The sequence below is a fragment of the Paludifilum halophilum genome (assembly GCF_002245355.1).
Taxonomy (GTDB): domain Bacteria; phylum Bacillota; class Bacilli; order Thermoactinomycetales; family DSM-45169; genus Paludifilum; species Paludifilum halophilum.
Genome location: NZ_NOWF01000002.1, coordinates 182,156 through 207,731, shown reverse-complemented (window position 1 = coordinate 207,731; position 25,576 = coordinate 182,156). Strand labels below are relative to the sequence as shown.

Annotated in this window: 26 protein-coding genes; 20 read left to right on the top strand and 6 right to left on the bottom strand. The window is 51.6% G+C overall.

What is annotated here, in order from left to right; translation table 11 throughout:
- The first annotated feature begins 159 nt into the window (after window positions 1-159).
- The 3 genes from CHM34_RS03860 to CHM34_RS03850 are packed head-to-tail and all read left to right on the top strand — an operon-like array spanning window position 160 to window position 3,080.
- Window positions 160-1,170: a CgeB family protein gene (locus tag CHM34_RS03860; RefSeq protein WP_094263272.1), complete on the top strand. Its 1,011-nt coding sequence runs from the start codon at window positions 160-162 to the stop codon at window positions 1,168-1,170.
- A gap of 17 nt (window positions 1,171-1,187) precedes the next feature.
- Window positions 1,188-2,174, top strand: coding sequence for a CgeB family protein (locus CHM34_RS03855; RefSeq protein WP_169713575.1), 987 nt, complete (start codon window positions 1,188-1,190; stop codon window positions 2,172-2,174).
- Window positions 2,175-2,180: 6 nt separating this feature from the next.
- Window positions 2,181-3,080 (top strand): sulfotransferase family protein, encoded by a 900-nt coding sequence (locus tag CHM34_RS03850; RefSeq protein ID WP_094263270.1) that lies wholly within the window; start codon window positions 2,181-2,183, stop codon window positions 3,078-3,080.
- 30 nt (window positions 3,081-3,110) lie between these two features.
- Here CHM34_RS03850 and CHM34_RS03845 read toward each other — a convergent pair whose 3' ends face one another.
- Complete coding sequence (locus CHM34_RS03845) at window positions 3,111-4,469, bottom strand: hemolysin family protein (RefSeq protein ID WP_094263269.1); 1,359 nt, start codon at window positions 4,467-4,469, stop codon at window positions 3,111-3,113.
- 367 nt (window positions 4,470-4,836) lie between these two features.
- A complete protein-coding gene (locus tag CHM34_RS19220; RefSeq protein ID WP_169713574.1) occupies window positions 4,837-5,010 on the bottom strand; it encodes a hypothetical protein in 174 nt (57 codons plus the stop codon).
- Window positions 5,011-5,291: 281 nt separating this feature from the next.
- On the opposite strand from CHM34_RS19220, the gene CHM34_RS03840 reads away from it, so the two are divergent.
- Genes CHM34_RS03840 through copZ form a run of 3 tightly spaced genes read left to right on the top strand, consistent with a single transcriptional unit; the run spans window position 5,292 to window position 8,231 of the window.
- Window positions 5,292-5,591: a metal-sensing transcriptional repressor gene (locus tag CHM34_RS03840; RefSeq protein ID WP_439116308.1), complete on the top strand. Its 300-nt coding sequence runs from the start codon at window positions 5,292-5,294 to the stop codon at window positions 5,589-5,591.
- A gap of 20 nt (window positions 5,592-5,611) precedes the next feature.
- Entirely contained in the window at window positions 5,612-8,011 is a 2,400-nt protein-coding gene (locus CHM34_RS03835; protein ID WP_094263267.1) for a heavy metal translocating P-type ATPase, read from the top strand.
- 13 nt (window positions 8,012-8,024) lie between these two features.
- Complete coding sequence (gene copZ / locus CHM34_RS03830; protein WP_094263266.1) at window positions 8,025-8,231, top strand: copper chaperone CopZ; 207 nt, start codon at window positions 8,025-8,027, stop codon at window positions 8,229-8,231.
- Window positions 8,232-8,333: 102 nt separating this feature from the next.
- On the opposite strand, the gene mgtE is transcribed toward copZ, so the two are convergent.
- On the bottom strand, window positions 8,334-10,160 hold the full coding sequence (mgtE, locus tag CHM34_RS03825) for a magnesium transporter (RefSeq protein ID WP_240511859.1): 1,827 nt from the start codon (window positions 10,158-10,160) through the stop codon (window positions 8,334-8,336).
- A gap of 424 nt (window positions 10,161-10,584) precedes the next feature.
- Between mgtE and CHM34_RS19215 the strand changes: the two genes are divergently transcribed.
- The gene (locus CHM34_RS19215; protein ID WP_169713573.1) at window positions 10,585-10,731 is read left to right on the top strand and encodes a hypothetical protein; all 147 of its coding nucleotides are present in this window, start codon (window positions 10,585-10,587) and stop codon (window positions 10,729-10,731) included.
- A 51-nt stretch (window positions 10,732-10,782) separates the two neighbouring features.
- On the opposite strand, the gene CHM34_RS03820 is transcribed toward CHM34_RS19215, so the two are convergent.
- Complete coding sequence (locus CHM34_RS03820) at window positions 10,783-11,694, bottom strand: protease complex subunit PrcB family protein (RefSeq protein ID WP_169713572.1); 912 nt, start codon at window positions 11,692-11,694, stop codon at window positions 10,783-10,785.
- Between the two features lie 304 nt (window positions 11,695-11,998).
- Here CHM34_RS03820 and CHM34_RS03815 point away from each other — a divergent pair, with 304 nt between their 5' ends.
- The 5 genes from CHM34_RS03815 (at window position 11,999) to CHM34_RS03795 (ending at window position 17,033) form a co-directional block, all read left to right on the top strand.
- On the top strand, window positions 11,999-13,681 hold the full coding sequence (locus tag CHM34_RS03815) for a DNA repair helicase XPB (protein ID WP_094263264.1): 1,683 nt from the start codon (window positions 11,999-12,001) through the stop codon (window positions 13,679-13,681).
- The gene (locus tag CHM34_RS03810; protein WP_094263263.1) at window positions 13,682-15,574 is read left to right on the top strand and encodes a helicase-associated domain-containing protein; all 1,893 of its coding nucleotides are present in this window, start codon (window positions 13,682-13,684) and stop codon (window positions 15,572-15,574) included.
- A gap of 95 nt (window positions 15,575-15,669) precedes the next feature.
- Window positions 15,670-16,107 carry a zinc ribbon domain-containing protein gene (locus CHM34_RS20325; protein WP_439116307.1) on the top strand — a complete coding sequence of 146 codons (438 nt, stop codon included), beginning with the start codon at window positions 15,670-15,672 and terminating at the stop codon, window positions 16,105-16,107.
- A gap of 184 nt (window positions 16,108-16,291) precedes the next feature.
- Window positions 16,292-16,465, top strand: a complete 174-nt coding sequence (locus tag CHM34_RS19210; protein WP_169713571.1) for a hypothetical protein — start codon at window positions 16,292-16,294, stop codon at window positions 16,463-16,465.
- A gap of 157 nt (window positions 16,466-16,622) precedes the next feature.
- Window positions 16,623-17,033: a YlbF/YmcA family competence regulator gene (locus CHM34_RS03795; RefSeq protein WP_240511858.1), complete on the top strand. Its 411-nt coding sequence runs from the start codon at window positions 16,623-16,625 to the stop codon at window positions 17,031-17,033.
- A 6-nt stretch (window positions 17,034-17,039) separates the two neighbouring features.
- Here CHM34_RS03795 and CHM34_RS03790 read toward each other — a convergent pair whose 3' ends face one another.
- Window positions 17,040-17,369 carry a hypothetical protein gene (locus CHM34_RS03790; protein WP_094263261.1) on the bottom strand — a complete coding sequence of 110 codons (330 nt, stop codon included), beginning with the start codon at window positions 17,367-17,369 and terminating at the stop codon, window positions 17,040-17,042.
- 230 nt (window positions 17,370-17,599) lie between these two features.
- Between CHM34_RS03790 and CHM34_RS03785 the strand changes: the two genes are divergently transcribed.
- The 8 genes from CHM34_RS03785 to CHM34_RS03745 all read left to right on the top strand — a co-directional run bounded on the left by CHM34_RS03785 (window position 17,600) and on the right by CHM34_RS03745 (window position 24,430).
- Window positions 17,600-17,839, top strand: a complete 240-nt coding sequence (locus CHM34_RS03785) for a YlbG family protein (RefSeq protein ID WP_094263260.1) — start codon at window positions 17,600-17,602, stop codon at window positions 17,837-17,839.
- A 167-nt stretch (window positions 17,840-18,006) separates the two neighbouring features.
- Entirely contained in the window at window positions 18,007-19,248 is a 1,242-nt protein-coding gene (locus CHM34_RS03780; RefSeq protein WP_094263259.1) for an MFS transporter, read from the top strand.
- A 238-nt stretch (window positions 19,249-19,486) separates the two neighbouring features.
- The gene (gene tnpA, locus CHM34_RS03775) at window positions 19,487-19,888 is read left to right on the top strand and encodes an IS200/IS605 family transposase (protein ID WP_094263258.1); all 402 of its coding nucleotides are present in this window, start codon (window positions 19,487-19,489) and stop codon (window positions 19,886-19,888) included.
- A 4-nt stretch (window positions 19,889-19,892) separates the two neighbouring features.
- Window positions 19,893-21,023, top strand: a complete 1,131-nt coding sequence (gene tnpB, locus CHM34_RS03770; RefSeq protein ID WP_094263257.1) for an IS200/IS605 family element RNA-guided endonuclease TnpB — start codon at window positions 19,893-19,895, stop codon at window positions 21,021-21,023.
- 1,035 nt (window positions 21,024-22,058) lie between these two features.
- Window positions 22,059-22,664 carry a zinc ribbon domain-containing protein gene (locus CHM34_RS03760; protein WP_094263255.1) on the top strand — a complete coding sequence of 202 codons (606 nt, stop codon included), beginning with the start codon at window positions 22,059-22,061 and terminating at the stop codon, window positions 22,662-22,664.
- A gap of 51 nt (window positions 22,665-22,715) precedes the next feature.
- Window positions 22,716-23,096, top strand: a complete 381-nt coding sequence (locus CHM34_RS03755) for a YkvA family protein (protein ID WP_169713570.1) — start codon at window positions 22,716-22,718, stop codon at window positions 23,094-23,096.
- A 221-nt stretch (window positions 23,097-23,317) separates the two neighbouring features.
- The gene (minD, locus tag CHM34_RS03750; protein ID WP_094263253.1) at window positions 23,318-24,118 is read left to right on the top strand and encodes a septum site-determining protein MinD; all 801 of its coding nucleotides are present in this window, start codon (window positions 23,318-23,320) and stop codon (window positions 24,116-24,118) included.
- A gap of 21 nt (window positions 24,119-24,139) precedes the next feature.
- The gene (locus CHM34_RS03745) at window positions 24,140-24,430 is read left to right on the top strand and encodes a cell division topological specificity factor MinE (protein ID WP_094263252.1); all 291 of its coding nucleotides are present in this window, start codon (window positions 24,140-24,142) and stop codon (window positions 24,428-24,430) included.
- 26 nt (window positions 24,431-24,456) lie between these two features.
- On the opposite strand, the gene CHM34_RS03740 is transcribed toward CHM34_RS03745, so the two are convergent.
- Window positions 24,457-25,260 carry a hypothetical protein gene (locus tag CHM34_RS03740; RefSeq protein ID WP_094263251.1) on the bottom strand — a complete coding sequence of 268 codons (804 nt, stop codon included), beginning with the start codon at window positions 25,258-25,260 and terminating at the stop codon, window positions 24,457-24,459.
- Window positions 25,261-25,576 lie beyond the last annotated feature (316 nt).

Sequence of the window (25,576 nt, the reverse complement as noted above, 5' to 3'; positions counted from 1 at the left end):
AATCCTCAGCTCCCTATCCGCCGATCCAGCCCTTTTTAGGGGGCCTCCGGGCGGCTAACCGGGAACAAATGCCGAAATATACGGGAGAGACGAACCGCCGGTTTATTCAGAGAATAGGGTAATGTAGCAGTTCATGTTGAGAGCGAGGGGAGTGAACCCATGCGGTTGTTGTATGTCTCTTCCGGGAGTACATCCTTGTCTCACTTGGATCCGAACATTATCGGAGCCTTTCGGCAATTAAGTAAAAAACTCCCCTATTTTCAGGCGGATTCTTTTTTGCCGGATCGATCTTCGCTCAGCGATCTGATAAAAAAAATCCATGTTTTACGGCCCCACATCGTTCTCGTTTTTCGGGCGTCGCTTCCTCCGAATACGGTCTATTATCTGAAAAAGCGGGGGATGATCGTGGGTTTATGGGAGGTCGATGATCCCTATAATATTCAAAACCATGAGCGGAAAGCCCGCCCTTACCATTTTGTGGTGACCCAGGATGCAGGCTGTGTTTCCCGCTACCGGCAGTTGGGCAAACCTTGTATCCACCTTCCTCTGGCCGTTAACCCCGATAAATACCGACCGCTGACGGTTTCGGAAAAATACCGCTCAGACATCTGTTTTGTCGGGAGTGCTTTACCCATCCGCGTCCGAATGTTCGATCAGCTGGCACCTTTTCTGCTTCAGAAGGATTTGACCATCGTGGGCCAGTGGTGGGATCGGCTCAAACAATATGATCAATTGAAACCCTGCATTCTCAATGAGACGGTTCCCCCCAGAGAAGCGGCCAAATACTACAACGGAGCCAAGATCGTATTGAACATTCATCGCACGAGAAACGATATCGACCAAAATCCCCTCCGCCTTCCGGCCTATACACCGAACAACCGTACCTTTGATATTGCCGCTTGCCGCTCTTTTCAGCTGATTTCTCACCGTCGGGATCTGCAACACTTTTTTGAGATCGAAAAAGAGATCGTCCCTTTTCGGGGGTTGGACGACCTTAAAAATAAGATCGATTATTATCTCATTCATGACGAAGAGCGGGAACAGATTGCCGCCAGGGCCTACCGGCGGACCCTTCGCGAGCATACCTACACCGCTCGGATGCGTACTTTGCTTTACAAACTGTACTCCCAAATCCTGAAGCCCCGAAAGCGGCGTATGGCCCGCGGATAAACGAAGGAGAGATGGTTATGCGCCTGTTCTATCTCTCGTCCGGAAAAAAGACACTGTCGGGGTTGAATCCCAATATGATTGGAGCGTTCCGACGCCTGGAACGAAAACGGAAGGGATTTCGATTTGAATCGTTTCTCTCCCTCAAGGAACCTCGGCGGAAACTCATGCGAAAAATCCGCTCCTTCCAGCCGGATGTCGCGGTCATATTCGGTCACGACAATCATGATCTCCTTCCACAGCTGAGAAAGTCGGGGGCCGTTGTCGGCCTCTGGGTGGTGAACGATCCCTACAGCCTGGAAAACTACCGGTGGAAAGTTCCTCACTACGATTTTATGGTGACTCAGGAATCCGGGTGTGTTCCTTTCTACCGACGAATGAAAGTCCCTTGCATTCATTTGCCTTTGGCCACCAATCCGGATGTCTACTCTCCCCAGTCCGTTTCCGGACCCTATCGCTCGGAGATCTGCTTCGTCGGAAACGGGTGGCCGACACGGATCCGTTTTTTCGATGAACTAACTCCCTATCTTCTGGATAAAAAGTTCATCCTCGTCGGAAAGAAGTGGGAAGGGTTAAAACAGTATGGTCGATTGAAGTCGAACATTCTGAACCGGACCGTTTCCCCGAAAGAGGCGGCCAAGTATTACAACGGAGCCAAAGTCGTTTTAAACATCCACCGTGCCAACAACGATGTCGATAAAAATCCGTTGCTTCTCCCCGCTCATACACCGAATAACCGGACCTTCGATATTGCCGCTTGCCGTTCTTTTCAGCTGCTGGACTGCCGACGGGACTTAAACCGATTCTATGATCCAGAAAAGGAGATCGTTTGTTTTCAAGGGATCGGGGATCTGAAGGAGAAAATCGACCGCTACCTGGTTCAGGATGAGGAGAGGGAGCGGATCGCCGTGGAGGGATACCGGCGGACGATCCGGGAACACACTTATGATGCCCGGTTGGAATCCTTCCTTGATCAATTGAAGATCCTTTTGCGGAAAAGGGGCTGATGTCTGTTGACAGTGAATCGATCGAAAGCCATCTGTATTTTAGGGATGCATCGGAGCGGTACTTCTGTGATGAGCCGCGCCGTCAATCTTTTGGGTGCCGATCTGGGGAACCGGTCCAAGCTGTTGCCTCCCGGGAAAGCCAATCCCAAGGGGTTTTGGGAACATACGGGCATGATCCGTTGCAACCATCGGATTTTGCGCACTTTTTCCCGGTCCTGGGACACAGTGGAGCCGCTTCCCGATCGCTGGTGGAAATCTCCCCGGGTTCAGCCTCTTCGCGAGGAGCTTCGGAATCTGGTGGAACGCGATTTTTCCGGAAAACGGTTGTGGGCTTGGAAAGATCCGCGAACCTGTTTGGTGCTTCCGCTTTGGCAGTCCATCCTTTCGGAACTGGATACGGAACTTTGTCACGTCATTGTGGTGAGGAACCCTCTGGACGTGGCCGCTTCCTTAAAGGAAAGAAACGGGTTTCCCATGAAAAAATCTCTAAACCTCTGGGCGCATTATACATTATCCTCTCTGTTCTGGACGATTGGGACCAAGCGGGTGGTGGTTCATTATGACCGATTGTTGAGGGATTGGGAGCCTCAATTAAAGAAAGTGGCTTCGGTGCTGGATATCCCGTGGCCGAAAACAGAGGGAAAACTGAAAAAAGGGATGAATTCCTTTCTGGACCCGAATTTACAGCACAGTCAATCTTCCTTAAAGCAATTGAAAGCCGAGAAGGTTTCCCAGCCGATTCAAAAAATCTACCGTTTATCCCTGCAAGCGGCGAGAAACGAGGATATGTTGCGCAAGAAAAAATTTAACGAGCAGGTGAAACACTTGTACCACGGTTTTCGGATGACGGCGAAGCCCTCGCACCAACATTCATTAACCGTTGCCAGACAAAGAGCGATCCGGTGACAAGGACCGGACCGCTCTTTTTTGCCTTATTTATCCGCGATTGTCTTTCGCCTGTTCTTCCTCTTGATTTTCCGGATCACCATCTATTTCTTGAACCAGCAAACGGCTGACACTTCGTTGGTCAATCTCCTCTACGATAAATTTCAGATTCTCATAAGAGACTTCGTTTCCAACCTCGGGAACCTCCTGCAGTTGGGAAAAGATCCACCCGCCGATGGTGTCATTATCCGGGTCCTGAATATCGGTGCCGAAGTAATCGTTTACTTCTTCGATCAGCAGTCGCGCATCGATAGAAGTTTCCTGACCGAACGGCTGGAAAAAGGGTTGTTCGTCGTCAAACTCATCCTGAATCTCCCCGAAGATCTCTTCGATGATATCCTCTGTCGTTACCAAGCCGGCGGTCCCGCCGTATTCGTCCACGACGATGGCCATTTCCGACTTTTTCTTCTGGAGGATGCGCAGAACATCCTTGATCTCCATCGTTTCCGGAACCAGGACGGTGTCCCGGGTCAGTTCGGGCAGATCCGGTTCTTCTCCTTCCAGCATCTGTTCATAGATATGGCGGATGTGCACGATACCGACGATGTCGTCCTTGTCCTCCCGACACAGGGGAAAACGGGTGTGCCGTGCATCCTTGATGGTGTTCAGGTTATCGGCAAAGGAGTTGTCCGTATATAAGCAAATCATGTCCACTCGGGGTACCATCACTTCCCGGGCGACGCGGTCGTTAAATTCAAAGATGTTGTCGAACAGGGAAAGTTCGGTTTGATCAATGTGTCCGCTTCGGTGACTCTGGGCCACCATCATCCGGATTTCCTCTTCCGTATGAGCCTGCTGCTGATCAGGATCCATTTCACCGACACCGACCCAGCGAAGGGCCAGGTTAGCGGCACCGTTCAACAGGGCGATAAAGGGATAGAAAAGCTTGTAAAACCAGTTCAGAGGCGTCGCCGTCCACAGTGTCGTTCCCTCCGCCCGGCGGATGGCCAGCGACTTGGGGGCCATTTCACCTAGAACGATGTGCAAGAAAGTAATGATAGCAAAGGCGATTCCGAATCCCAAAGAGTGGACGAGCCATTCCGGTACGTGAAAGGGGAGTTTCCCGATGATGGGTTCCACGATCAGTTTGGCGATCGCAGGCTCCCCGATCCACCCCAACCCCAGCGATGCCAGGGTAATTCCAAGCTGAGTGGCTGAAAGATAGGCATCCATTTTGGCGATCACCTTTTGAGCCACCCTGGCTTTCCGGTTTCCTTCCTCCCCGAGCTGGGCAATCCTTGAGGCCCGCACCTTAACGATGGCGAACTCCGAGGCGACAAAGAAACCGTTAAGAAAAACGAGAAAGATCACCAGAATAAGATTCCAGATGATCTCTAGAAAGCTCTCCAACCGAAGACAACCTCCTGAAAAGAATTAGGGTCCGTTTTCATTCTGTGCGGATCCCTTGAAATTTACTTCATTAATAATCAGCTTAGCAAAAAAACCATCTCCTGTATAGATTGGATGAAACCTGTCCCTCAGGCCTGGCCGACCCCGTAACCATCCTTCCAGAAAGACAGAACAAAGTGGTCGGGAGATAGAATACGATCTCTCCGCTTAAAATAGCGCCTGCTCGGGCTGATGTGTTTTCACTATGGATCGATTCTGTCGAACAGTGCGAAGATTCGCCTGGGGATGATAAACATCGCTATCGCTCATACTGCTTCTGTGAACCGCGAAAGCCCGCCGCAAGGGGCGGGCTCGGGCTCTTGAGGGATCAGCAGCCGCAGTCGTCATTATCGCGTGTCCAAATGGTGTCTCTTCCTGTTGCCGGGCAGGCTGCGAAGGTATCCCCTTCCCGGTACTCATTTTGTTCCCCTGCCGTAGACACATATTTTCCCGCATCGTTGACACGTTCACCCGTACGAAATTCACGGTTGCGTTCGGCCATAATCGTCCACCTCCTTTCCCGATTAGGATGATCCCCTGCGGGCCCCGTCACCCTAACAAAATCGGGAAACGGGCCTTCTTCTTCACATGATGGAAACGTCGGGACTGTATTCACCCTCCGGATGGGGGTGGCCGGGATTGGCGATAATAATCCATGCCCAACGTGAATCTCCTCCATTGTTTGAAAACAGTTTATCCATCTAAATGCGAGAAAACGAGGGGAAACCACTTGACGTTAAATACTATAGGGGGGTATAGTATTAATGAAAGAGGTGAATCAATGTGTCGAACCATAAAGAAGCCTTGGTTTCAAGGTCGGACAAGGAACGGAACCAATTGCTCAATCGTTTAAAGCGGATCGAAGGACAGATCCGGGGTCTGCAGAACATGGTGGAGGAAGATCGTTACTGCATGGATGTATTGGTTCAAATCACCGCCACCCATTCGGCCTTGAAACAGGTAGGGTATTCCCTGCTGGAACGTCATACGCGAACCTGTTTGTCCCAGGCGATTCAATCGGGAGAAGGGGATGAGTATATCGACGAGTTGATGAAAGTGGTCAAACAGTTTGCCAAATCCTAAAGGAGAGAGGAGTGATTTCCGTGTCGAAGCACACCCTGGAGTTGGGTATTACGGGAATGCACTGCGCCTCTTGCGCCAGCCGGATTGAGAAGGGATTGTCCCGGATGGAAGGTGTGGAGGATGTCGCCCTGAATGCCGCAACGGAAAAGGCCTCGCTCACCTATGACCCCGATCGGGTGACACCGGAGGGGGTTACCCAAAAGATCCGGGACTTGGGATATGACGTCCAAACCGATCAAGCGGAATTAAACATCGAAGGCATGACCTGCGCCACCTGTGCCACCCGCATCGAAAAAGCATTAAACCGGATGGACGGAGTCATTGAAGCACGGGTTAATCTGGCGACGGAACGGGGGAGTGTCACATTTAACCCCCAGGCGGTGGATCTCAGAAGGATCCGTAACAAGGTGAAGGACCTGGGGTATGATGCCCGTTTGCGGGAACAGGAGGCCGACCCGCAACAACAACGGAACAGAGAGATTGATACGCAAAAACGTTTGTTCTTTATTGCCGCCCTGCTGACCGTTCCGTTGGTATGGACCATGTTGGAAATGTGGGAGCCGCTTGCATTTCTGGTTCCCGACTTTCTTACCAACGGATATATTCAACTGCTTTTGACCACGCCGGTTCAGTTTTACGCCGGATGGCGGTTTTATCGCGGGGCCTATAAAAGCCTGAAAAACGGGTCGGCCAATATGGATGTTCTGGTTGCCTTGGGTACATCGGCGGCCTATTTCTACAGCCTTTACATCCTTCTCGCCGGAGGTTCGGGACTGTATTTTGAAACGGCGGCGATTATCATTACCCTGATCCTGCTGGGGAAACTGTTGGAAGCCCGGGCCAAAAGGCGTACATCAGAAGCGATTCAAAAGCTGGTCGACCTGGAGGCGAAAAAAGCCGTAGTCTTGCGGGATGGTAAGGAAGTGGAAGTTCCCGTCGAGGAAGTGGTACAAGGAGATACGATCCGGGTTCGCCCCGGGGAAAAGATCCCGGTGGACGGACAGGTGCTGGAAGGGCATTCGGCAGTCGACGAATCGATGCTGACGGGTGAAAGCATTCCTGTCGACAAAGCGGAAGGGGACGAAGTGATCGGAGCGACGCTCAACAAGAACGGAACCCTCACCTTCCGGGCGACTAAAGTCGGAAGGGAGACCGCCCTGTCTCAGATCATTCGAATTGTTGAGGAAGCCCAAGGGGCGAAAGCACCGGTCCAACGGTTGGCGGATCGGATCGCAGGCATCTTTGTTCCGATTGTCATTGGGATCGCTCTGACTACGTTCCTGTTGTGGTACTTTTTCCTTGCCCCCGGCAACTTGGAATCGGCCATCATCCATATGACAGCGGTGTTGGTGATCGCTTGCCCCTGTTCCCTGGGTCTGGCCACACCCACCTCGATCATGGTGGGGACTGGAAAAGGTGCGGAAAACGGAATTCTGTTCAAAGGCGGACAGTATCTGGAAAGGGCTCACCATATCGATACCGTGGTATTGGACAAAACCGGGACGATTACCAAAGGAGAACCGGAATTAACTGATCTCAGACCCGTTGCGGATTGGACCGAAGAGGCCCTGCTGCAATGGGCCGCCTCCGCCGAGAAAGCGTCCGAGCATCCCCTGGCCCAGGCGATCGTCCAGGCGGCGGAGGACCGCGGGATGGGGCTGTTCACCTCTGACCGCTTTGAGGCGATCCCCGGCCACGGGATTCAGGCGGAAGTGGATGGAACGCCCGTATGGATCGGTACACGGAAGTTGATGCAAGAGAGGGGCATCGCCTTTGATCGACTGGAACAGGAAAAAGAATCCTTCGAGGATCAAGGGAAAACGGCCATGTTGGTCGCTGTCGACGGGCAACCCGCCGGTCTGATCGCGGTGGCGGATACAGTGAAGGAAACCTCCGCCGAAGCGATCGACCGATTGCATAAGATGGGGATCCAAGTGTGGATGGTCACCGGGGACAATGAGCGAACGGCCCGGGCTATCGCCGATCAAGTGGGTCTCGATCACATCCGGGCGGAAGTGTTGCCGGAAGATAAGGCGAAAGAAGTGAACCGCCTGCAGGACGAAGACCGACTGGTGGCGATGGTCGGTGACGGGATCAACGATGCTCCGGCCTTGGCGACCGCCGATATCGGAATGGCCATGGGAACCGGTACCGATGTAGCGGTGGAAGCGGCGGATTTGACGCTGATGAGCGATGATCTGCGGGCAATTCCGGCAGCGATTCGGATGAGCCGGCTGACGATGCGCAACATCAAGCAGAACCTGTTCTGGGCTTTCTTCTACAACTCCGTCGGTATTCCGGTAGCCGCCGCCGGTTTACTCGCCCCCTGGGTGGCTGGGGCCGCCATGGCCTTCAGCTCCGTGTCTGTCGTAAGCAATGCTCTGCGGTTAAAACGGGTTCGGCCGATGCCATCCGAATAAGGAGGTGAGATTTTTGGCAACCACAACGCTGAAAGTGGAAGGCATGACCTGCGATCACTGTAAGCAAGCAGTCAAAGGGGCTCTGGAAAAGGTCCAAGGTGTTAAAAAAGCGGAAGTGGATTTGAAAGAAAAAACGGCAACGGTCCAGTATGATGAAAGCCAAGCCAATACGGACCAAATGAAGGAAGCCGTCGAAGATCAAGGGTACGATATCGCTTAAAACCCGTAACCGGAGGCAGCGGATCGGTGGGAACCGTCCGTTGCCTCATTTTTTGATCGAATAAGTCATTAGAAAACCGAAAAAACCCCTCACAAAGAGGGGTCAGAGAAGGTATTTGATAAACAGGGTGGCGAAACCGAAATAAATGGTGAGGGAAAAGACGTCATTCAAGGTGGTGATCAGGGGGCCGGAGGCGACTGTGGGATCCACCTTCAGCAGATGGAGTAACAACGGGATCAATGTACCGGCCAAAGTACCCAACAGAAGGGTGAACCAGAGGGAAGCTCCGACGATCAGTCCCAGGGAGAAGTCCCCTTTCCATACAGTGATAATCGTAATGATCAGGAAACTGCACACCGTTCCGATAATGATACCGACGATTCCTTCCTGTTTCAATATCTGCTTGTATTTATCCCGGGTCAGCTGGCCGGAGGAAAGGCCCCGGATGACGAGAGCGAGCGATTGGGTTCCCGTGTTTCCGGTCATACCGGCGATCATCGGCATAAACAGGGTGAGGATGGTCACTTGTTCGATGGTTTTCTCAAAGGAACTGAGCAGACTGGCGGTCAACATTCCGATGAAGAGGAGCAGCACCAACCAGGGAATCCGACGTCGCGCGGATGAAAACGGATGGATCAAGACATCCATTTCCGTCTGCCCGACGGCGGACAGTTTGGAGATATCCTCCTGGGCCTCTTCGATCAGGACGTCGATCACATCATCCACAGTGATAATTCCCAGCAGGTGTTTTTCGCTGTCGACGACCGGAATGGCCAGGAAGTCATACCGCTCCATAACTCGGGCCACTTCCTCCTGGTCCCTGTCGGCGGTGACAGAGATAATTCTTTCAAACATGATTTCGGTGATGGGGGTTTCGGGTTGGGCGATCAGCAGTTCTCTGAGGGAAACGACACCTACTAACCGGTCCTCGGCATCGATGACGTATACATAATAAACCGTCTCCGCTGTCGGTGCTTCCCGGCGAAGATATTGGATGACCTCTTCCACCGTGTAGTAATCGTACACACTGACGTATTCCATGGTCATCTTTCCGCCGGCGGTATCCTCGGGATAATGCAGAAGGGCTCGTACTTTGTCCGCTTCATCCCGTTCCATGGTCTTCAGCAGAGATTGAACATTGTGATCCTCCAGTTCTCCCATCATGTCAGCTACTTCGTCGGAGGACATGCGGTTCAACACCTGGGACGCTTTGTCGACTCCGAGGTTGTTCAGAACCTCATGTTGTTCATCAGGTTCCAGTTCCTCCAGCAGTTCTGCGATTTCCTCGGGTTCGAGCATATTGATGAAAGGAGTGCGGTAGATCTTGCTCAAGCGAAAAAAGATCTGTCCCAGGTCGTAGGGTTGTAACTCCTCAATCAGCGGGCGGAGATATTTTTTCTCTCGTTTCTGAAGCGCGATTTGAATTTGGTTAAAATCAATCTCATGCTGCCGCTCATCCGTATCAGACATGTCGGTTTCCTCCTTTCTCTCCGTTGTCAAACCTTCATTATCATAACAGAAGGTTTCCCCCTTGAAAATAAAGGCGGGGCGTATTCCGGAACAGTCGTTTCGGCATAGGACGAAAACAGGCTCCATATCCATGGAGAAAATGATTTTTTCGACGAGGGGGATCCTGATGGTATCTCCGAAAAAAACGGGAGATCCGAAGCGGCATGTTCCGGTGGGCGGCCGGAAGTGTTCCCTTGTACCCGCCTCCTCCGGGTTCATTTTATCCGGAACGGATGCCCGGAGTTCCATTTCCGCTCCATACCGGCGCGTGGGGCGGACCGTGGATTCCTGCTTTTGCTGGGCCGCCGCCATCGAGATCGACGATGACAGTGCAGTATCCGCCCTTAAGTCCTTGTAGTCCGACCCGATGGGAACCGATGCTTTCTTACAGACCGGCTCAAAAGCCTTCCCGACCGTCATCGGATTTTAATCCTTGCCCTTTGTGGGAATCGCCGGAATCGCCGGAGTCTCCTTGGATTCGGGAAATCGACTTTTCTGGAAGGGGTCCGTAACGGAGGAAGAAAGACTGAAAGCGAAATAACTCCTTGCGGCGTCAATCTCCATATGTACTTCCCTCGGACGTGTCGGATATGATTATTATGGCAGAAGTGTTTCCTTCCTATCGCCTTTAAAATGCTCGAGGCGAAAAGGGCATACGGTGTGCCGGGAATTCATATATACTATGGGAACCCTTTTTTGCGGTTTCCTCCCTTCCTTGCCATGATCCTTCCGCATGGTCGGAAGGGTTTTTTGTTGAAACCAAAAACAGGAGGAAGAAAGTTCGTGTGAGCCGGCGAGCTGGGGGATACCCTAACGGTAGAGGTGGTGGAAGGAGGGAGAGTGCATGCGTGTACCTGATGTCGGAGTTCCGCGCCGGGAGCCGGAGATCACCACTCCGCGGGAACCGATCACCACTTCGCCGGAGCAGCCGGAGCGGGGGGGCGAACCGGAGCGGGAGCCTGACAGGAACGAGCCGCGGCGCCGTGCCTGAGTGGAAGCTCCCATATCGAAAACCCGCCCTTCGCAAGGGCGGGTTTTCCTGTCAAGAATCCTTTCCGGGAAAAGATGGAGATGTGTTTTTTCCTAGGTGGAAATGGTAGTCGGGATCGTCTTCCGGACGCGGAATGGAGACGATGTGTACCGGATAGGTGATGACCTGAGTAACCATCATCCCGGGATCGGGGGAGACTTCTCTGGCGAAGATGTGGATTTCAGACCCTTGTCGGACTACATCCTCCACCTCCACCTGATATCCGCCGGTTTTCCGCTCTCCCAGAGCGATGATGAAGTAGGTCCGTTCCCCTTGCGGGATGACCGCCTTTCCGCCGCCTTCCCGTGTACGGAGTTGTTCCGCTTTTTCTCGGACTCGATCAGGGAGGGAAGAATCCTGCTCGGGACGTATCTTTAGCTGATCCGCGGAGCCGGAGAGAGTTTGCCGGGTAACCGACTGATCTTTTTCCTCCGATTTTTTTTCCCTCTTCGAGACAGACAAGCGGAACTCGACATTTTCCCCTGGAGGATTCATGGAAATGACGGTTGTTGGGGTGGTAAGTGCTTGGATGTTCAGGGCGTCTTCAGGAGGAGGGATTTCCTCGGCATTTACTTGAACTGTATTTCCGAGACGTACCACCTTCCCGATACGGATGGTGTATCCTCCAGTGGATTTTTGCCCGGTTGTCAGGATGAGGTAGGTTTTTCCGTCCCATTGAACCTCGGCGTGGGAGGGGGTTTTAGGATTTTTGTTTTCCATCTTTTCCAGTTCGTCCTTTACCGGATCGGGGAGCCCGTTCCTTTTTTCCTGTTGGAAGGACAGCTCGGTGGGGAGATTATCATCCTCCGCCGAACTAATCCGGTCCCCCCGGCTGTCGTCAGAAAGGTAGGTACCACAGCCGATCGGTCCGATCAAAAGGGTTACCAAAAGCATGATTCTGTTCACCTGCCGTAAGCGCATCATGGATCTCCTCCCGTGCTTCCATCTTTTTTCATCCATTTGGACGGGAGAAAAGTCAAAATAGTTGCGATCGTCCTTGATCGAAAGGGAAAGCTTTACTTGAACATTTTACCATAATCCGTCGGTCCCGGTCATGTTTTGTCTCTTATTGCAAACCATAGAAAATGGACCCCATCTGACAACTCAGTTGGGAGGGGCGGGAGATCCGTGCATTCTTTGCAAGAGATCAAAGATAGCCTACGCCCCCGGACAGGGATCAAAAACGGATCAAAGCTGTTTGAAGGGGCAATGAGAAGGAGGAAAAAGCATGGAATCCTGTTGGGAACGGCCTCTGATTGTACAAAGCGATCGGACGGTATTGTTGGAAGCAAATCACCGTCGGTTTCAAGAGGTGCGGGACCGTTTATCCGCTTTCGCCGAGCTGGTCAAGTGTCCGGATCATATCCATACATATCGAATCACGTCTCTTTCTATGTGGAATGCCGCCGCTGCAGGAATGTCCGGAAAAGAGATCGTGGAGGTATTGACGGACAACAGTAAATTTCCTCTCCCTTTGTCTTTGGAGCAGGAGATTGAGAAGACGGTTTCCCGTTACGGACAATTGCGCCTGAAACCCCGGGGGCAGAAGGTCGTATTGACTTCCCGGGATGGTGAATTGTTGAGCGAGGTCGCCCGTTTGCCATCGGTTCGGAGGCGGGCGGAGCCGATGGCCGATGGGAGTCTGCTATTTGCCCGAGATCAGCGGGGGCCGATCAAGCAGGAATTGATCAAATACGGATATCCGGTGGATGACCGCGCCGGTTACACACAAGGAGAGCCCCTACCCCTTCAGTTGCGGAATCCCAGTCGATCCGGAGCGGAATTTGTTCTCCGGGATTATCAGAAAAGAGCTGTGGAGGCTTTTTACAGGAACGGATCCCCCGAAGGAGGAAACGGGGTGTTGGTTCTTCCCTGCGGAGCCGGAAAAACGATTGTGGGATTGGCGGCTTTGGAGCGGGTGGGTCGGGCAGCGCTGATTCTGGCTCCCAACACGACTTCTGTCCGGCAATGGATCCGTGAACTCCTCGATAAAACCGATCTGAGCGAGGAGCAAGTGGGGGAGTATACAGGCAGTCTTAAGGAAGTGAAACCGGTGACAGTGGCTACTTATCAGATTTTGACGCACCGCGCGAGTCAGGAAGAGCCTTTTACCCATATGGAGCTCTTTCATCGTCGGGATTGGGGGCTGATCCTTTACGATGAGGTTCATTTGCTTCCGGCCCCGGTATTCCGGGCGACCGCCGATCTGCAGGCGAGACGCCGCCTCGGTCTTACGGCGACTCTAGTCCGGGAAGACGGACGGGAGGAGGATGTTTTCTCCTTGATCGGCCCGAAAATTTACGACGTCCCGTGGAAGGAGCTGGAGGAAAAAGGGTGGATTGCGGGAGCCTCCTGTACCGAAATCCGGACGCCGATGGCCCGGGAACACCGCCATATCTATGCGGAGGCGGGTAAACGGAAAAAATACCGGATCGCGGCGGAAAATCCGGATAAGTTGAACGTATTGGAGTCCATCCTTCAGCGGCATGAGGAGGATCAAGTGCTTGTCATCGGACAGTACTTGTCCCAATTGAAACAGATCGCGGAACGGCTGGATGCTCCGCTGATCACGGGAAAGACGGGGCAGCAACAGCGGGAGAGGCTGTACCGACGATTTCGGAAGGGGGAGATTTCGGTGCTGGTCGTGTCCAAGGTGGCCAACTTCGCCGTCGATCTGCCCGATGCCCGTGTCGCTGTACAAATCTCCGGGACATTCGGTTCCAGACAGGAGGAGGCACAGCGGTTGGGGCGCATCCTGAGGCCGAAGAAGGGAGAAAACCAGTCTCATTTTTATCATATTGTCACCCGGAACACCGTGGATCAGGATTATGCGTTGAACCGACAGCTTTTTCTCGTGGAGCAAGGGTATCGGTATACCATCGTCGATGCAGAACAGTGGGAGTTGATCTGAATGTTACCCTCCCTTCAAACGTGTTTTCATGCCATGTCGGAGGAAGACCGCCGGCAAATCGCCCGTTGTCGGGGGTTGAAGAGTTCCGCTCCATCTTCCCTGGCTGAGCCTTTGACCGATGGAAAAAAGCTGGTCAGGGAAATGAAGGGATGGACCTGCCTGGAACGGCAAATTTTAAAGGAAATCGTCTTCCATATCGGTTGTCGTCCCTTCCATGATCAGGATCCCGTCTGGGAAAAGGGGAATCTGTCACCGGCCCGTCTTCGCCTCGGTTTGACGCTGCTGCGGCAGAAAGGGGTCTGCTTTTTGCTGCAACGGCCCCGGGGAAACCCGGTTTTTTGGTGCCCGGATGAGGTTCGTCAAGCCTTCCTTTCTTCAGTTTGGGAGGAAGACGGCGGGATTGCCAGTGAGTCGGAATGGGAAGTTCCCTCGGGAAATGGATTGTGGAACCTCCTTTTTCATTTTCTTATCTTGGTGAACCGGGAAAAAGTGACGCTGACAAAGGAAGGCCGGATTCACAGGCGAATGTTGCAGAAGCTGGATGCGGAGCTGGAGGCGGACGCCGATGATCTGGCCGGGACCGTCTGGGGAGAGGGGGACGCCTTTCCCGTGGTTTCAATGGTTCTGGATGCCGCCAGATGGCTGGGACTGGTTCGGGAGGAACAAGGTTGTCTGTCCCTGCAGGCGGAACGTGTGCACAGCTGGTTGCATCTTTCATGGGGAAAGCGAACGGAACTTCTATATCGGTTTTCTCGGGACCGACTGTTGGGGCCGTGTCCGGAACGGGACAGTCTGTGGCGGTTGATGGAACGGCGGGGGAGGAAAAATCCTGTCGCTCTCAGACAATGGGTGCTGGACTGGAAGGCGGAAGCCGGAGCCATGGGAAAAGTCAGCGCTTTGGCGGAGGATTTGGAAAAGAGATGGATCCGTCCCCTGGCTGCTATGGGGTGGATGGAAACGGGACGGGATCGTAAAGAGAGTGTATGGCGCTGGTCCTCCCTTTTCCCCGATGTTCCCGGGGAACAGTCCCGGCTGAAAGGGGTTGTGAAACCGGACTTTGAGGTGATGGTCCCGGTTTCCTTTCCCCCATCCCAGCGGTGGGTATTGGCCCAATTTGCCGACTGGATGGGCGGAGAACAAATTCAAGTTTACGATCTCAATGCCGATTCCGTCTGTCGAGGGGTGGATCAAGGGCTGACCGGGGAAAGAATGATCGAAACCCTGCAAAATCTGTCTGCAGAAAAGCTACCGAAAAATGTGGAAAACGGTGTTCGCCAATGGGCCGATCGGGGCGGAGGAATTTCGTTTCGCCGGGTGTGGTTGATGGAAATCCGGGAAGATCGGATTCGGCGGGAGTTAATCCAAAATCCCGAGGTTGAGGCCCGTGTGAAACAGGTGGGAGCCTCCGGAACTTTTCTGGTTGAAGAAGAAGAGATGGAAGGCCTTCGTGATTGGCTGGAAAAACGAGGATTTTCCTCTCGGTTGAGCGAAGAGGCGGAGGACCCATGGTGGCTGGATACCCGGGAACCGATTTTGACTGTTGAGGAATGGGAAGGGAAATCGGCGGACTTGCCTGTGAATACTGTCAGCGGCTTTCCTCAAGTGGAAGATGCGGTTCCCGGTTTTCAACATTTGCCCCGGATGTGGAGTTCGGCGCTTCGCCCGTACCATCCCTCCACCCTTCGGGATATTTTTCGCAAAGCTGTCCAAATGCGCCTCGACTTGAAGTGGGAGGATCGGGAAGGGGGGCATCGACGGTTTTCCCCCGGACGTTTGGCTTGCATCGGTGGATTCTGGATGGCGGAGGGAGTGAATGACACGGGTAAAACGGAGCGGATTCACCTGGATCGTGTCCGGGCGGTGCAAATTCTCCCTCCTTGGCAAGAGCTGTAATCTGCGGATGATCGGGACTTTCCTCGATCGATCGTTCGAGAGGAAAGGAAGGGTTTTCCTTCCCCAGCGCGAAAGAGTACAGGGGAGGGGAGTTGATGGAGCCATTGCCTGCAGAGCGGGGGGGAAGGCGCGAAGCGGAGCCATTCCCCCGTTTCAGCGGAGATTTTGTGTGGAAATTCATTGGAGCCTTTTTCGCTTCCCTGGTCATGTGGACGGGAAGGTTGGGCGAATGGTACAACTATGGGGCCACACGGGTAACGGTGTTATTTTTAACGCCACTGTTTGTGGAGGATATTCGCCGGGTGTGGGTCGACCATCTCGCCTTCGCCGGGATTTATATCTTTGCGAGCGAGAAAACCCCTAGCTTCAGCCTCTGTTCCTGCTGCGGGAATAGAAACAGAGACGTAAAAAATCTGAACCTGAGATATTGGACATGCCCAGAATGTGGTGTTCATCACGATCGGGACATCAACGCCGCCAAAAACATTCTGCAAGAAGGTTTAAGAGTTATCGCCGTGGGGCCCACGGTTTGAGCTTGGTCCATTTCTCCCGGTTGCGGGAGATTACCCAAGAACCCCCTGCCTTTAGGCATGGGGAGTGGTCAAATGATATAATGTTAGAGAGAAAATATCTGTTGTTGGTGGCGGCCCGAATTTTGAAAACCCGCCGGATACAGCGTTTGGCGAAGGACGCTGACGGCAGAAAGGCGGTAGTGGTTTGATCGAAAAGAATTCGGACCATGAACCGATCAACGCCAGGGGGAAATTTAAAAAACTGCGTGTATTGGACACGGAACGCGCTTGGACTCCGGAGCGGATCGACCGGGCTGTGGAGCAGGCGATCCGGGCGGTTGTCCTTCATACGGAGCGTTCCGGAAAACAGATCGTCTGACTCCTTATGTTCATGGCTTGCCGGATTCCTGGGTATCCCCAGGGGGTTGGCGGGTCTTTTTTTCCGGCAACATTCAATGGATCATGAAGGCATTTTTCCCGGATCCCTGTGTGAAGATAAATTCCTTATATGTTAAGATAAGGTTGGAGGGATCGATGTGAGTTCGTTAAATATGGCAGATTTAGTACTTGAAGCATATAACCTGGCGGATCGAATCAATGAATCCGCCGAAGTGCACCGTTATTTGGAACTGAAAAGTGAATTGGGTCAGGATGAGGAAGCGCAAAAGCTGATCCGACGTTTTCAAAGGAAAAAGGAGATCTTCGAGGATTGCCAGCGGTTCGGCCATTTCCATCCCGACTACCACGCCGCTAAGGAAGAGGCGGAGGCTTTTCTCAAACATATGAAGGAGCACCCCAAGATTCGCGAGTATCTGGAGATCGAAGAAAAATTAGATGATCTGCTGAGCGAGGTGAGTCGTACGCTTGCTCGTTCTGTTTCCGATTCGATCAAAGTACCCATCAACGATCCCAGAGAGCTGAAAAAGGCCAATAAAGGCTGCGGGTAAAAAAGGTTATCCCTTTGTTTGTCGGCGCTGAAGGACACAGTCGGAACACTGATTTCCGCAACAAAAACTCTTTTGGTCGGGATACAAAAACCGAAACCGGTAGACCAATTCCTCGCCCGAGGTTCGGACATAGCTGCACTCCCAGGAAAGCTCCGTATGCCGTGTAAGATGAGCCGCCGTGCGACGGATGGACTGGCTGATCTTTTTCTCGTCCTGGGATTTCCCGGGCAAGATATACAGAAAGGGAACTCCCGCATAAGTACGGGAAGTCACTTTCAGACACGTTTCGGCGGATATCAGCCGTCGGATAAGTCGATCGCGCATTCGTTCCAGCATTTTGTTCCCTCCCCGGCCCATTGTAACATCGGAATCCGCCCGGGGCGAAAACGACGCGGGTTTGCTTTATGGAAAAAAGCGTGCTACCATATATATAGAGATATTGTTAACGTTGTAAGAAAAAAGGTTCCAGAAAAATTCTCTTCAAGGAAGTTTGACAATCCCGTTGAGGAGTTGTTTTCTTAGGAAGTAAGCACCTTTTCAACCCCGAGGAAAAGGAGATACGGTTCATGTCTATTGAGATCGCGGAACGGCTCGGCTTGGCTGTTTGGGTTAAGGATCTCAAGGCAGCCCGTTCATTGGGGCGCATGGGCAATATTCACTATGTATCCAAGCGCTTGAAGTATGTGTTTCTTTATATCGACGGACGGAAAGCCGACCGGATGATTCCACGGATCGAGCGGATGCCCTTCGTCACTCGGGTAGAGCGCTCTCTTCGTCGGGAGTTGGCTACGGAATTCCATTCATAAACAGGAATAACGAGTGAATGAAATGAGCTTGATGAAACGCTGAACGAGAAGTCGCTGCCTGGTGAACGGACGAGGCAGCTTTTTTTGGTTGTATATTTCGCTATATGGAACTTCTGTTATACGAAATGTCAATGGGAAATGAGTAGGAGGGAGAGCGAGAGAGAACGATGGAGTCTTGGAAACGAAATTTATACATTTTAATGGTATGCCAGTTTTTGGTCATGGGTGCGATGAGTATGATCATTCCCTTCCTTCCCCTTTATCTGAAGGAGATGGGAGTGACCGATCCCGAAAAAACCCAGATGTGGGCGGGGCTCATCTTTGGTATCAACTTCCTGTCCGCCTTTTTGATGGCTCCGGTCTGGGGGAGTCTGGCCGATAAAGTCGGTCGAAAGATTATGGTACTCCGGTCGGGATTCGGCATGTCGATCGTTATCCTGTTGACGGGGATGGCGGTCAGTCCCTTACAGCTCCTGTTTTTACGCCTGTTAAACGGGACGATTTCCGGATTTATCCCTGCCTCCATCTCGCTTACAGCGACGAATACCCCGAAAGAGAAGGCGGGGTATGCCCTGGGAATGCTTCAATCAGGCGCTGTTGCCGGCAATATCATGGGCCCTTTTATCGGCGGGCTGCTGGCGGAAGTCATGCCTTTCCGCACGATTTTCTTTTTCACCAGTGTCACCATTGCCATCGCCACCTTTGTAGTTTTGTTTCTGGTCAAAGAGGAAGTGAAGCCCGACCGGAATCAGACGCGGCCCGGATTCTTTGCCGAGGGTTCCTTTATCCTGCATCAGCGACCGTTGCTGATTCTCTTCACCGTCGGTTTCATGTTGCAGTTTGCCATGTTGGCCCCGATGCCTCAGATGTCCTTGTTCGTATCGAACCTGGGTGCCCCCGGAGGCTATATTGCCTTTTTCGCCGGTTTGGTAACGGCTCTCACCGGTTTGGCCAATATGCTGGCTTCTCCTTGGTTGGGTCGTTTCGGTGACCGGTACGGGTCGGAAAAGGTTTTATTCCTCTCCATGCTGGGAGCCGCTGTCATCTTTATCCCGCATTCCGTGGTGGCTGACGTCTGGCAGTTGTTGGCGCTTCGTTTCTTCCTGGGATTGTGCGTCGGAGGCTTGCTTCCTTCTCTGAATGCGTTGATCCGCCGGCATGCTCCGGTGGGTAAAGAGAGTACGGCTTACGGTTACAGTACCAGCGCCACTTTCCTGGGAAATATGTTGGGGCCGATTACCGGAGGTTTTCTGACCGGTTTGATCGGGATTCGGGGATTGTTTATCGTGACCGCCGGCATGCTTTTACTGGGCGCTTGGTGGTTGCGGCTCGGTCTCGGTGGCCCGGTCTCTTCTTATAAGGCTTCCAAAAATGAGGCCGATGCTTCTGTTTCTCACAAAGTTTCGTGACCCATTCGGAAAATGTTAGCTACACCCCGGTAACCCGTACCGGGGTTCTTTTTTTATATCTTTGCGAGCGAGAAAACCTCTAGCTTCAGCTATGGGGATGAGAGTGAGCGTCAGGCGAGGGAGGGGGTTGGTTTTCCTCCTCTCGCAAGCCTGACCATCTTTTGCTCTCTTTTTTTGCGCCTGTTTAACTAGATATCTTGAATCTATCTAATGTTCGTTGTAAAATTGGCAATAGGTGATGAATTTGAGAACGGTTCAAAGTAATCGAAATGTCGTGTACGACTGCAAGTATCATGTTGTTTTTTGTCCCAAGTATCGACGAAAAGTGCTGGTTTCGCCTGTAAGTGATCGGCTGAAAGAGCTGTTCGTAGAAAAAGCAAGAGAGCTGGAAGTTACGATTTCCCGTATGGAAATCATGCCCGATCATGTGCATTTATTCATACAATGTGACCCTCAATTTGGCATACACAAGGCAGTCAAGCATCTCAAAGGGTACACATCGCGAGTCCTTAGACAGGAATTTCCGCATTTGAAATCACGAATCCCATCCCTTTGGACAAACTCCTATTTTGTTGCAACCGTTGGAACGGTCACCCTGGAAGTGATCAAGCAGTACATGGAGACTCAAACAAGGAGGTGAACCCATGTACAAGGCATTTCAGTTTCGTTTGTACCCAACCAAAGAACAAGCGACTCTCATCAACCAATCCATTGGTTGCAGCCGGTTCATATTTAATTCCTTTCTGGCAAAGTGGAATGAACAGTACGAGCAAACGGGGAAAGGATTGACTTACAACGCTTGCTCCAAGTTGCTCACTGAACTTAAGAAAGAACGGGAATGGTTAAGGGAAGTGGACTCTACCTCCCTGCAAAACGCATTAAAAAATCTGGGAGATGCCTTCTCCCGTTTCTTCAAGAAACAAAATGACCGTCCCCGCTTCAAAAGCAGAAAAAATCCCGTCCAGTCTTACACCAGCCAGTGCAACTACCCGAAAAACGGGAAACCTACGATTGAAGTAGCGGGAAACAAAATGAAGCTCCCCAAGCTCGGCTGGGTGAAATTTGCGAAGTCTCGTGAAGTGGAGGGGCGGATTCTTTCTGCCATCATCCGTCGAAATCCATCGGGGAAATACTTTGTTTCTCTCCTTTGTGAAATGAATGCTTGTCCCTATGTTCCCGTCAACCGTGAGAAAGCGGTAGGGGTGGATCTGGGTTTGAAAGACTTTGCAATCCTCTCGGATGGAACGAAGGTAAACGCACCGAAGTACTTCAGAAAATACGAAAAGAAATTAGCTCACTGGCAAAGAATCCTGTCCCGCCGTCAAAAAGGCGGTTCCAATTGGCACAAAGCCAGAGTCAAGGTGGCAAAGATTCATGAAAAGATCGTCAACGTAAGGCGTGACTTTCTACATAAGCTGTCCACCAAACTGATTCACGAAAACCAAGGGATCTGTTTGGAAGACTTGCAAGTCAAAAGCCTGGTAAAGAACCACAAGTTGGCAAAATCCATCACCGATGCGTCATGGTCTGAGTTTGCCGCCATGTTGGAGTATAAGGCTACATGGTTTGGAAGAACCCTTGTCAAAGTCGGTAGAACTTTTCCTTCCAGCCAACTCTGTTCCTGCTGCGGGAATAGAAACAGAGACGTAAAAAATCTAAACCTGAGATATTGGACATGCCCAGAATGTGGTGCTCATCACGATCGGGACATCAACGCCGCCAAAAACATTCTGCAAGAAGGTTTAAGAGTCATCGCCGTGGGGCTCACGGTTTGAGCTTGGTCCATTTCTCCCAGTTGCGGGAGATTACCCAAGAATCCCCTGCCTTTAGGCATGGGGAGTGGTCAAGGATTTGAAAAATCCGCACCTGTTCCTCGCGGGTGGTCCACTCGCGGGAAACCCCTAGAGCATAGATATAGGGTGAGGGTCAGAGACAGAAGTCTGGGCCTTGTCGTTAATCCACACGGAAGGGGTAGATAGGGAGATGTTCGGCCTATTTGGTAAAAAAAGACCACCCGGTTTTGCTCCTCGGCCGAAAGGTCTTGGCAGAAAAGGTTTTAGCGGCCCGGGTCGGATAGGTAAAGGGGGACTGTTCGGACCGGGAGGAGCGGGGGCATTCGGCGGACCGCCGGGTCCCGGTCCCGGATTCGGTCCTGGTCCCGGTCCTGGCCCCGGCCCTGGTCCTGGACCTGGATTCGATCCGGAACTCGGAGGATTCGGCCCCGGTCCCGGACCGGATATAGACGGATTGGGCTGGGATTGGGGTCCGGAACCTTGGGATGGGCCGTTTCCGGGTGACTTCGGCCCTGATGATTTTTAATAGTGAAGCAAGCTCCGGGAAACCGGAGCTTTTTTATATGGGATCCGTTGATTCGGGAGAATAATTACGGGAAGTTCATGAATCCCAATCCTTTTTCTATGTAAAGATCGTTTCAACCTCCTGGAAGAAAACACAATTTCATCGTAAAATAAAAAGAAATGATGAAGAACTGAACTTGCATCGTCCCCCATCCGGAAATCGAGTGAGGGAGGAGGTAGGCCATCGTAGATCCTTTGCACTCACCAGTACAGGACTCGCCCAAGGTCGCTTCGCTCCCGGTCTCGCTATGCACCCGAAGGGCACAAGTCTCGCCTCTTCGCTTCGCTTCCGGGTCTCGCTATGCGTTTTTGGCAAGAGAGGGGAGGCGGCTTACCGGCCCGACCACCCAGCAACGGTTCAACGTAGATCAAAGTTGCCTGAAGGGATCGTTTTCCTGCCCCACTCTGTGTCAGAGTGTAGCATTTCGGTATCATCAAAGGAGAGAAGTACCTGTGAGTTTTTTAACGGATATTAAGCAAAAATTGGAAAAAGGGATTGAATCCACGAGCCAAAAATCCCGCAAGATGCTGGATATGAGCCGTTTAACCCTTACGCTCCGGGGAAGGAAAGAGACAGAAGAACAACTTTACATCCGGCTCGGCCGGGAAATTTATAGCCTATGGGAGAAAGAAAAAAAGGTGGAATTGACTGAGCAGACTCAGGAGACCTTGGAGCGGATCGACCATTTGCGTCAAGTGATCGCTGAATTGGAAGATCGGCTGATGGAGCTGAGAAGGCAACAAAATGCCGTCGAGTCATCGGATCCGGTTCAGGAAAGCGCGGAGCCGGCGGGAACCGTCGAACAGGGACCGTTTCAGACCGGCCAAAGCCCAAACGATGGAGAGTATGCTTATCAGATAGGTTCATCCGATGCCCGTTTTCAATCTGGCAACCGGTTGACCGGCGAAGGGGCAAACGTTTATCGGGAAGAGGAACAAATGGAAGCGGCCGATGACTGGATTGACATGGAAGCGATCTTCATTTGCCCCCATTGCGGAAACAGGGTGAAGGAAGATACGGAGGTTTGTCCCCACTGTCACAAACATGTTTATGATTAAAAAAGCGTGGTGATTGGCGGTGGATCTTTTCGGAAAGGAGTGATCATGGTCATGTCTTCTGATACTACGAATGAGAAAGTCGTCCATTTACTGGGATCTTTACGTAAAAAAGCGGATACTCCTGCGGGGAAACGAAAAATTTTGGATGAATTTAACGACAAGGTTCGTCGAGTCGGTGGAATCGGACGGATTATCGATAAGTTGAATTTGCTTTACGAGTATTTTCGACATCCTGAAACCAGTCGGGCGAAAAAAGCGTTGGCAGGTGCGGCATTGTTATACTTTATTTTGCCCAGTGACGTCGTACCGGATTTCATTCCTTTGTTGGGTTACGGAGATGACGCCGCGGCCGTGGCATTCGTCTGGAACTTACTGACGAAGGAATTGGACCGGTTTGCAAGCGATCACCATCATTCTTCGGACACAGGGTGAAACCGAATATGAACCACTCCCTTCTTTTTTAGGCATTTTTTTGATACAATAATAGGGAAACTTGTTGGGCTATGTCAATAAAACAAAATCATTGGAATTTTTATTTAAATACGAAATACCTTATGTGACCATCCATCGACATAGTGGAACAAACCGGGAATGGTTTCCCCTGCGAACTGTCTATACAGATAGAATGGGCAAAGGGAAAGGGGCAAAGATTTATGGAGCAGAAATCCGTAGCGATTACGGTGACAAGTGGCAAAGGCGGGGTGGGAAAGTCGACGACGGTGGCCTCTGTCGGGCTGGCACTTGCGCAGTTGGGCAGGCAGGTATGCGTGATGGATACGGATATCGGCCTCAGAAAGCTGGATCTGATGCTGGGTTTGGAAAACCGGATCGTCTACGATCTGATCGACGTCATCGAAGGAACGAGCAAACTGCGCCAGTCCTTGGTCCGCCATAAAGAGTATCCTCATCTTGCACTGCTACCGGCGGCGCAAACCCGCTACAAGGAAGAGGTCACACCGGCACAGATCAAGCAGTTGGTGGACGAGTTGCGCAATGAATTTGAATTTATTTTGATCGATTCCCCTGCCGGAATCGAAGGCGGTTTCCGCAATGCAATCGCCCCTGCCGATCGGGCGATTCTGGTAGTGAACCCGGAGATTCCCTCGGTTCGGGATTCCGACCGGGTGATCGGATTGTTGGAATCGGCGGATTTGGATCAGATCGACCTCGTAGTCAATCGGGTTCAGCCGGGGATGATCAAGGATGGGGATATGTTAAGTGTCGAACGGGTACAGAACCACTTGGCTATCAACTTACTGGGGGTCGTTCCGGAGGATCGGCGTATTATTCGTTCTTCCAATACGGGGGAACCGGTGGTACTCGATGACAAGTCGTTGGCGGGTCGTGCATTTAATCACATCGGTCGCCGAATTCACGGGGAAGAAGTTCCCTTCCTGGAAATGGAGGAAACGAGCCTCATCAATCGGATCAAGCGAATTTTTCACATCGCTTGATCAACTATCGAGGTGAATGCTGTGGCGTTTTTAAATATGTTTGGTAAAGAGAAGGAGCGTCCGACGGCGGCGACTGCGGACAACCGTTTGTCGCTGGTATTGAGTTATCAACGGTCGGATATCGATGAACGCAAATTAAAGCAATTTCAAGTGAGATTGATTGATCTGTGTGACGATTTTGGATACGACGTGGTCGGGCAAGTGGAGATCCGGCCCCAGTCGAGGCAACAGGATAATACTACGGTGCTGAATGCCAGTATTCCGGTTCGACTCCGGGGAAATTCCGAGGATGAGGAGAGCGCGGGTGTCTAAAGACCCCGCGCTCTTTTTTATTCCAGTTAAAACAGTTTGTTTTTCTCCAGATAATCTTCTAAAAAGCCGGTGATGACCGCCGGGAATTCTTTATCCTCCGGGAGGGTGAACAAAGCGATGGAAACCCGGGTGTGCCCGTACTCTTTCATCAGGTTCAACAATTTTCTCCTCGTGGCGGAATTGGGACGACCGTAACGGTTTTCAAAGGCTTTAATGACCATTTCCTCTTCGGAAACATCCGATTCCAGATGGTTTTCCCGATCCTCAGACAATGCGGCTGACGACTCCAGTGAGGCGGCTGTTTCTTTCTGGCCGAGCGCTTCCGGAGAGCTTCCGTCTAAGTCGCGGATGACCGGCCGTTGGATCTGCCAATTTTCCAATTTTCGGCGACGTCGGGGGCGGGGTTCGGGCATTCGGGTAAAACGTTCGGGATGTTTTCTGCGCAAGGTATAAATCCGTTGATAGATGGCCCCCTGTGTCCGGTGAAGTTCTTTTTCCAGCTCGGCGATGGCGGAGGAGAGGGACCTTCCTTGATCCATGTATTGGTTAACCCGTTCGACGACCACTTCTTCCTCCGACTCCGACCAGCTGTTTAATCGGCTTTCCGGAGTGCGTTCTCCGGAATTTCCCTTCGATATAAAACGTTCAGGAAATTCACTCCGCAATTTTCTGACATGGGACATAATCCCTGCAAACCCTCGATTTAGTTCTACAGACAAATTTTTTAGGATTTCCCGTTCCCGCATTCCCTGTTCCAAGCCTTTATTTATTGTTCGAATAATTCGTTCATTCTCTTCGTCCGTATATTTCCCTTTTTTTGTATCGAACATTTCCTCCCTCTCCCCCCCGTTTTTAAACTTCTATATTTACTAATATAACAGAAAAGAAATCCCGTTTTCCACCAAAAAGTTAGAAAATGTACCCTTTTGTATAAGGTTTAAACAAAGGGACCCTTTCCATGTAAAAAACTTTCGCTTAAGAACCCTTAATTAACTATTTAAAAGAAAATCGTGATAGGGGAAAAATGAAGAGAGGGAATGAGGAAAAAAGGTGAAACAGAGCTTTTTTATAGTATAAACCAACTCTTCGCTGGCGATAAATATACTAATGGAACATTTATACATAAAAGATTTGTTATAGAAAAAC

What these genes read in the sequence shown, in the direction of transcription:
- CHM34_RS03860 (WP_094263272.1), top strand. Translation starts at nt 160, where the DNA reads ATGCGGTTGTTGTATGTCTCTTCCGGGAGTACATCCTTGTCTCACTTG.
- CHM34_RS03855 (WP_169713575.1), top strand. Translation starts at nt 1,188, where the DNA reads ATGCGCCTGTTCTATCTCTCGTCCGGAAAAAAGACACTGTCGGGGTTG.
- CHM34_RS19220 (WP_169713574.1), bottom strand. Translation starts at nt 5,010, where the DNA reads ATGGCCGAACGCAACCGTGAATTTCGTACGGGTGAACGTGTCAACGAT.
- mgtE (WP_240511859.1), bottom strand. Translation starts at nt 10,160, where the DNA reads ATGACGGTCGGGAAGGCTTTTGAGCCGGTCTGTAAGAAAGCATCGGTT.
- CHM34_RS19215 (WP_169713573.1), top strand. Translation starts at nt 10,585, where the DNA reads ATGCGTGTACCTGATGTCGGAGTTCCGCGCCGGGAGCCGGAGATCACC.
- CHM34_RS03820 (WP_169713572.1), bottom strand. Translation starts at nt 11,694, where the DNA reads ATGATGCGCTTACGGCAGGTGAACAGAATCATGCTTTTGGTAACCCTT.
- CHM34_RS03815 (WP_094263264.1), top strand. Translation starts at nt 11,999, where the DNA reads ATGGAATCCTGTTGGGAACGGCCTCTGATTGTACAAAGCGATCGGACG.
- CHM34_RS03810 (WP_094263263.1), top strand. Translation starts at nt 13,682, where the DNA reads ATGTTACCCTCCCTTCAAACGTGTTTTCATGCCATGTCGGAGGAAGAC.
- CHM34_RS20325 (WP_439116307.1), top strand. Translation starts at nt 15,670, where the DNA reads ATGGAGCCATTGCCTGCAGAGCGGGGGGGAAGGCGCGAAGCGGAGCCA.
- CHM34_RS03790 (WP_094263261.1), bottom strand. Translation starts at nt 17,369, where the DNA reads ATGCTGGAACGAATGCGCGATCGACTTATCCGACGGCTGATATCCGCC.
- CHM34_RS03785 (WP_094263260.1), top strand. Translation starts at nt 17,600, where the DNA reads ATGTCTATTGAGATCGCGGAACGGCTCGGCTTGGCTGTTTGGGTTAAG.
- CHM34_RS03780 (WP_094263259.1), top strand. Translation starts at nt 18,007, where the DNA reads ATGGAGTCTTGGAAACGAAATTTATACATTTTAATGGTATGCCAGTTT.
- tnpA (WP_094263258.1), top strand. Translation starts at nt 19,487, where the DNA reads ATGAATTTGAGAACGGTTCAAAGTAATCGAAATGTCGTGTACGACTGC.
- tnpB (WP_094263257.1), top strand. Translation starts at nt 19,893, where the DNA reads ATGTACAAGGCATTTCAGTTTCGTTTGTACCCAACCAAAGAACAAGCG.
- CHM34_RS03755 (WP_169713570.1), top strand. Translation starts at nt 22,716, where the DNA reads ATGTCTTCTGATACTACGAATGAGAAAGTCGTCCATTTACTGGGATCT.
- minD (WP_094263253.1), top strand. Translation starts at nt 23,318, where the DNA reads ATGGAGCAGAAATCCGTAGCGATTACGGTGACAAGTGGCAAAGGCGGG.
- CHM34_RS03740 (WP_094263251.1), bottom strand. Translation starts at nt 25,260, where the DNA reads ATGTTCGATACAAAAAAAGGGAAATATACGGACGAAGAGAATGAACGA.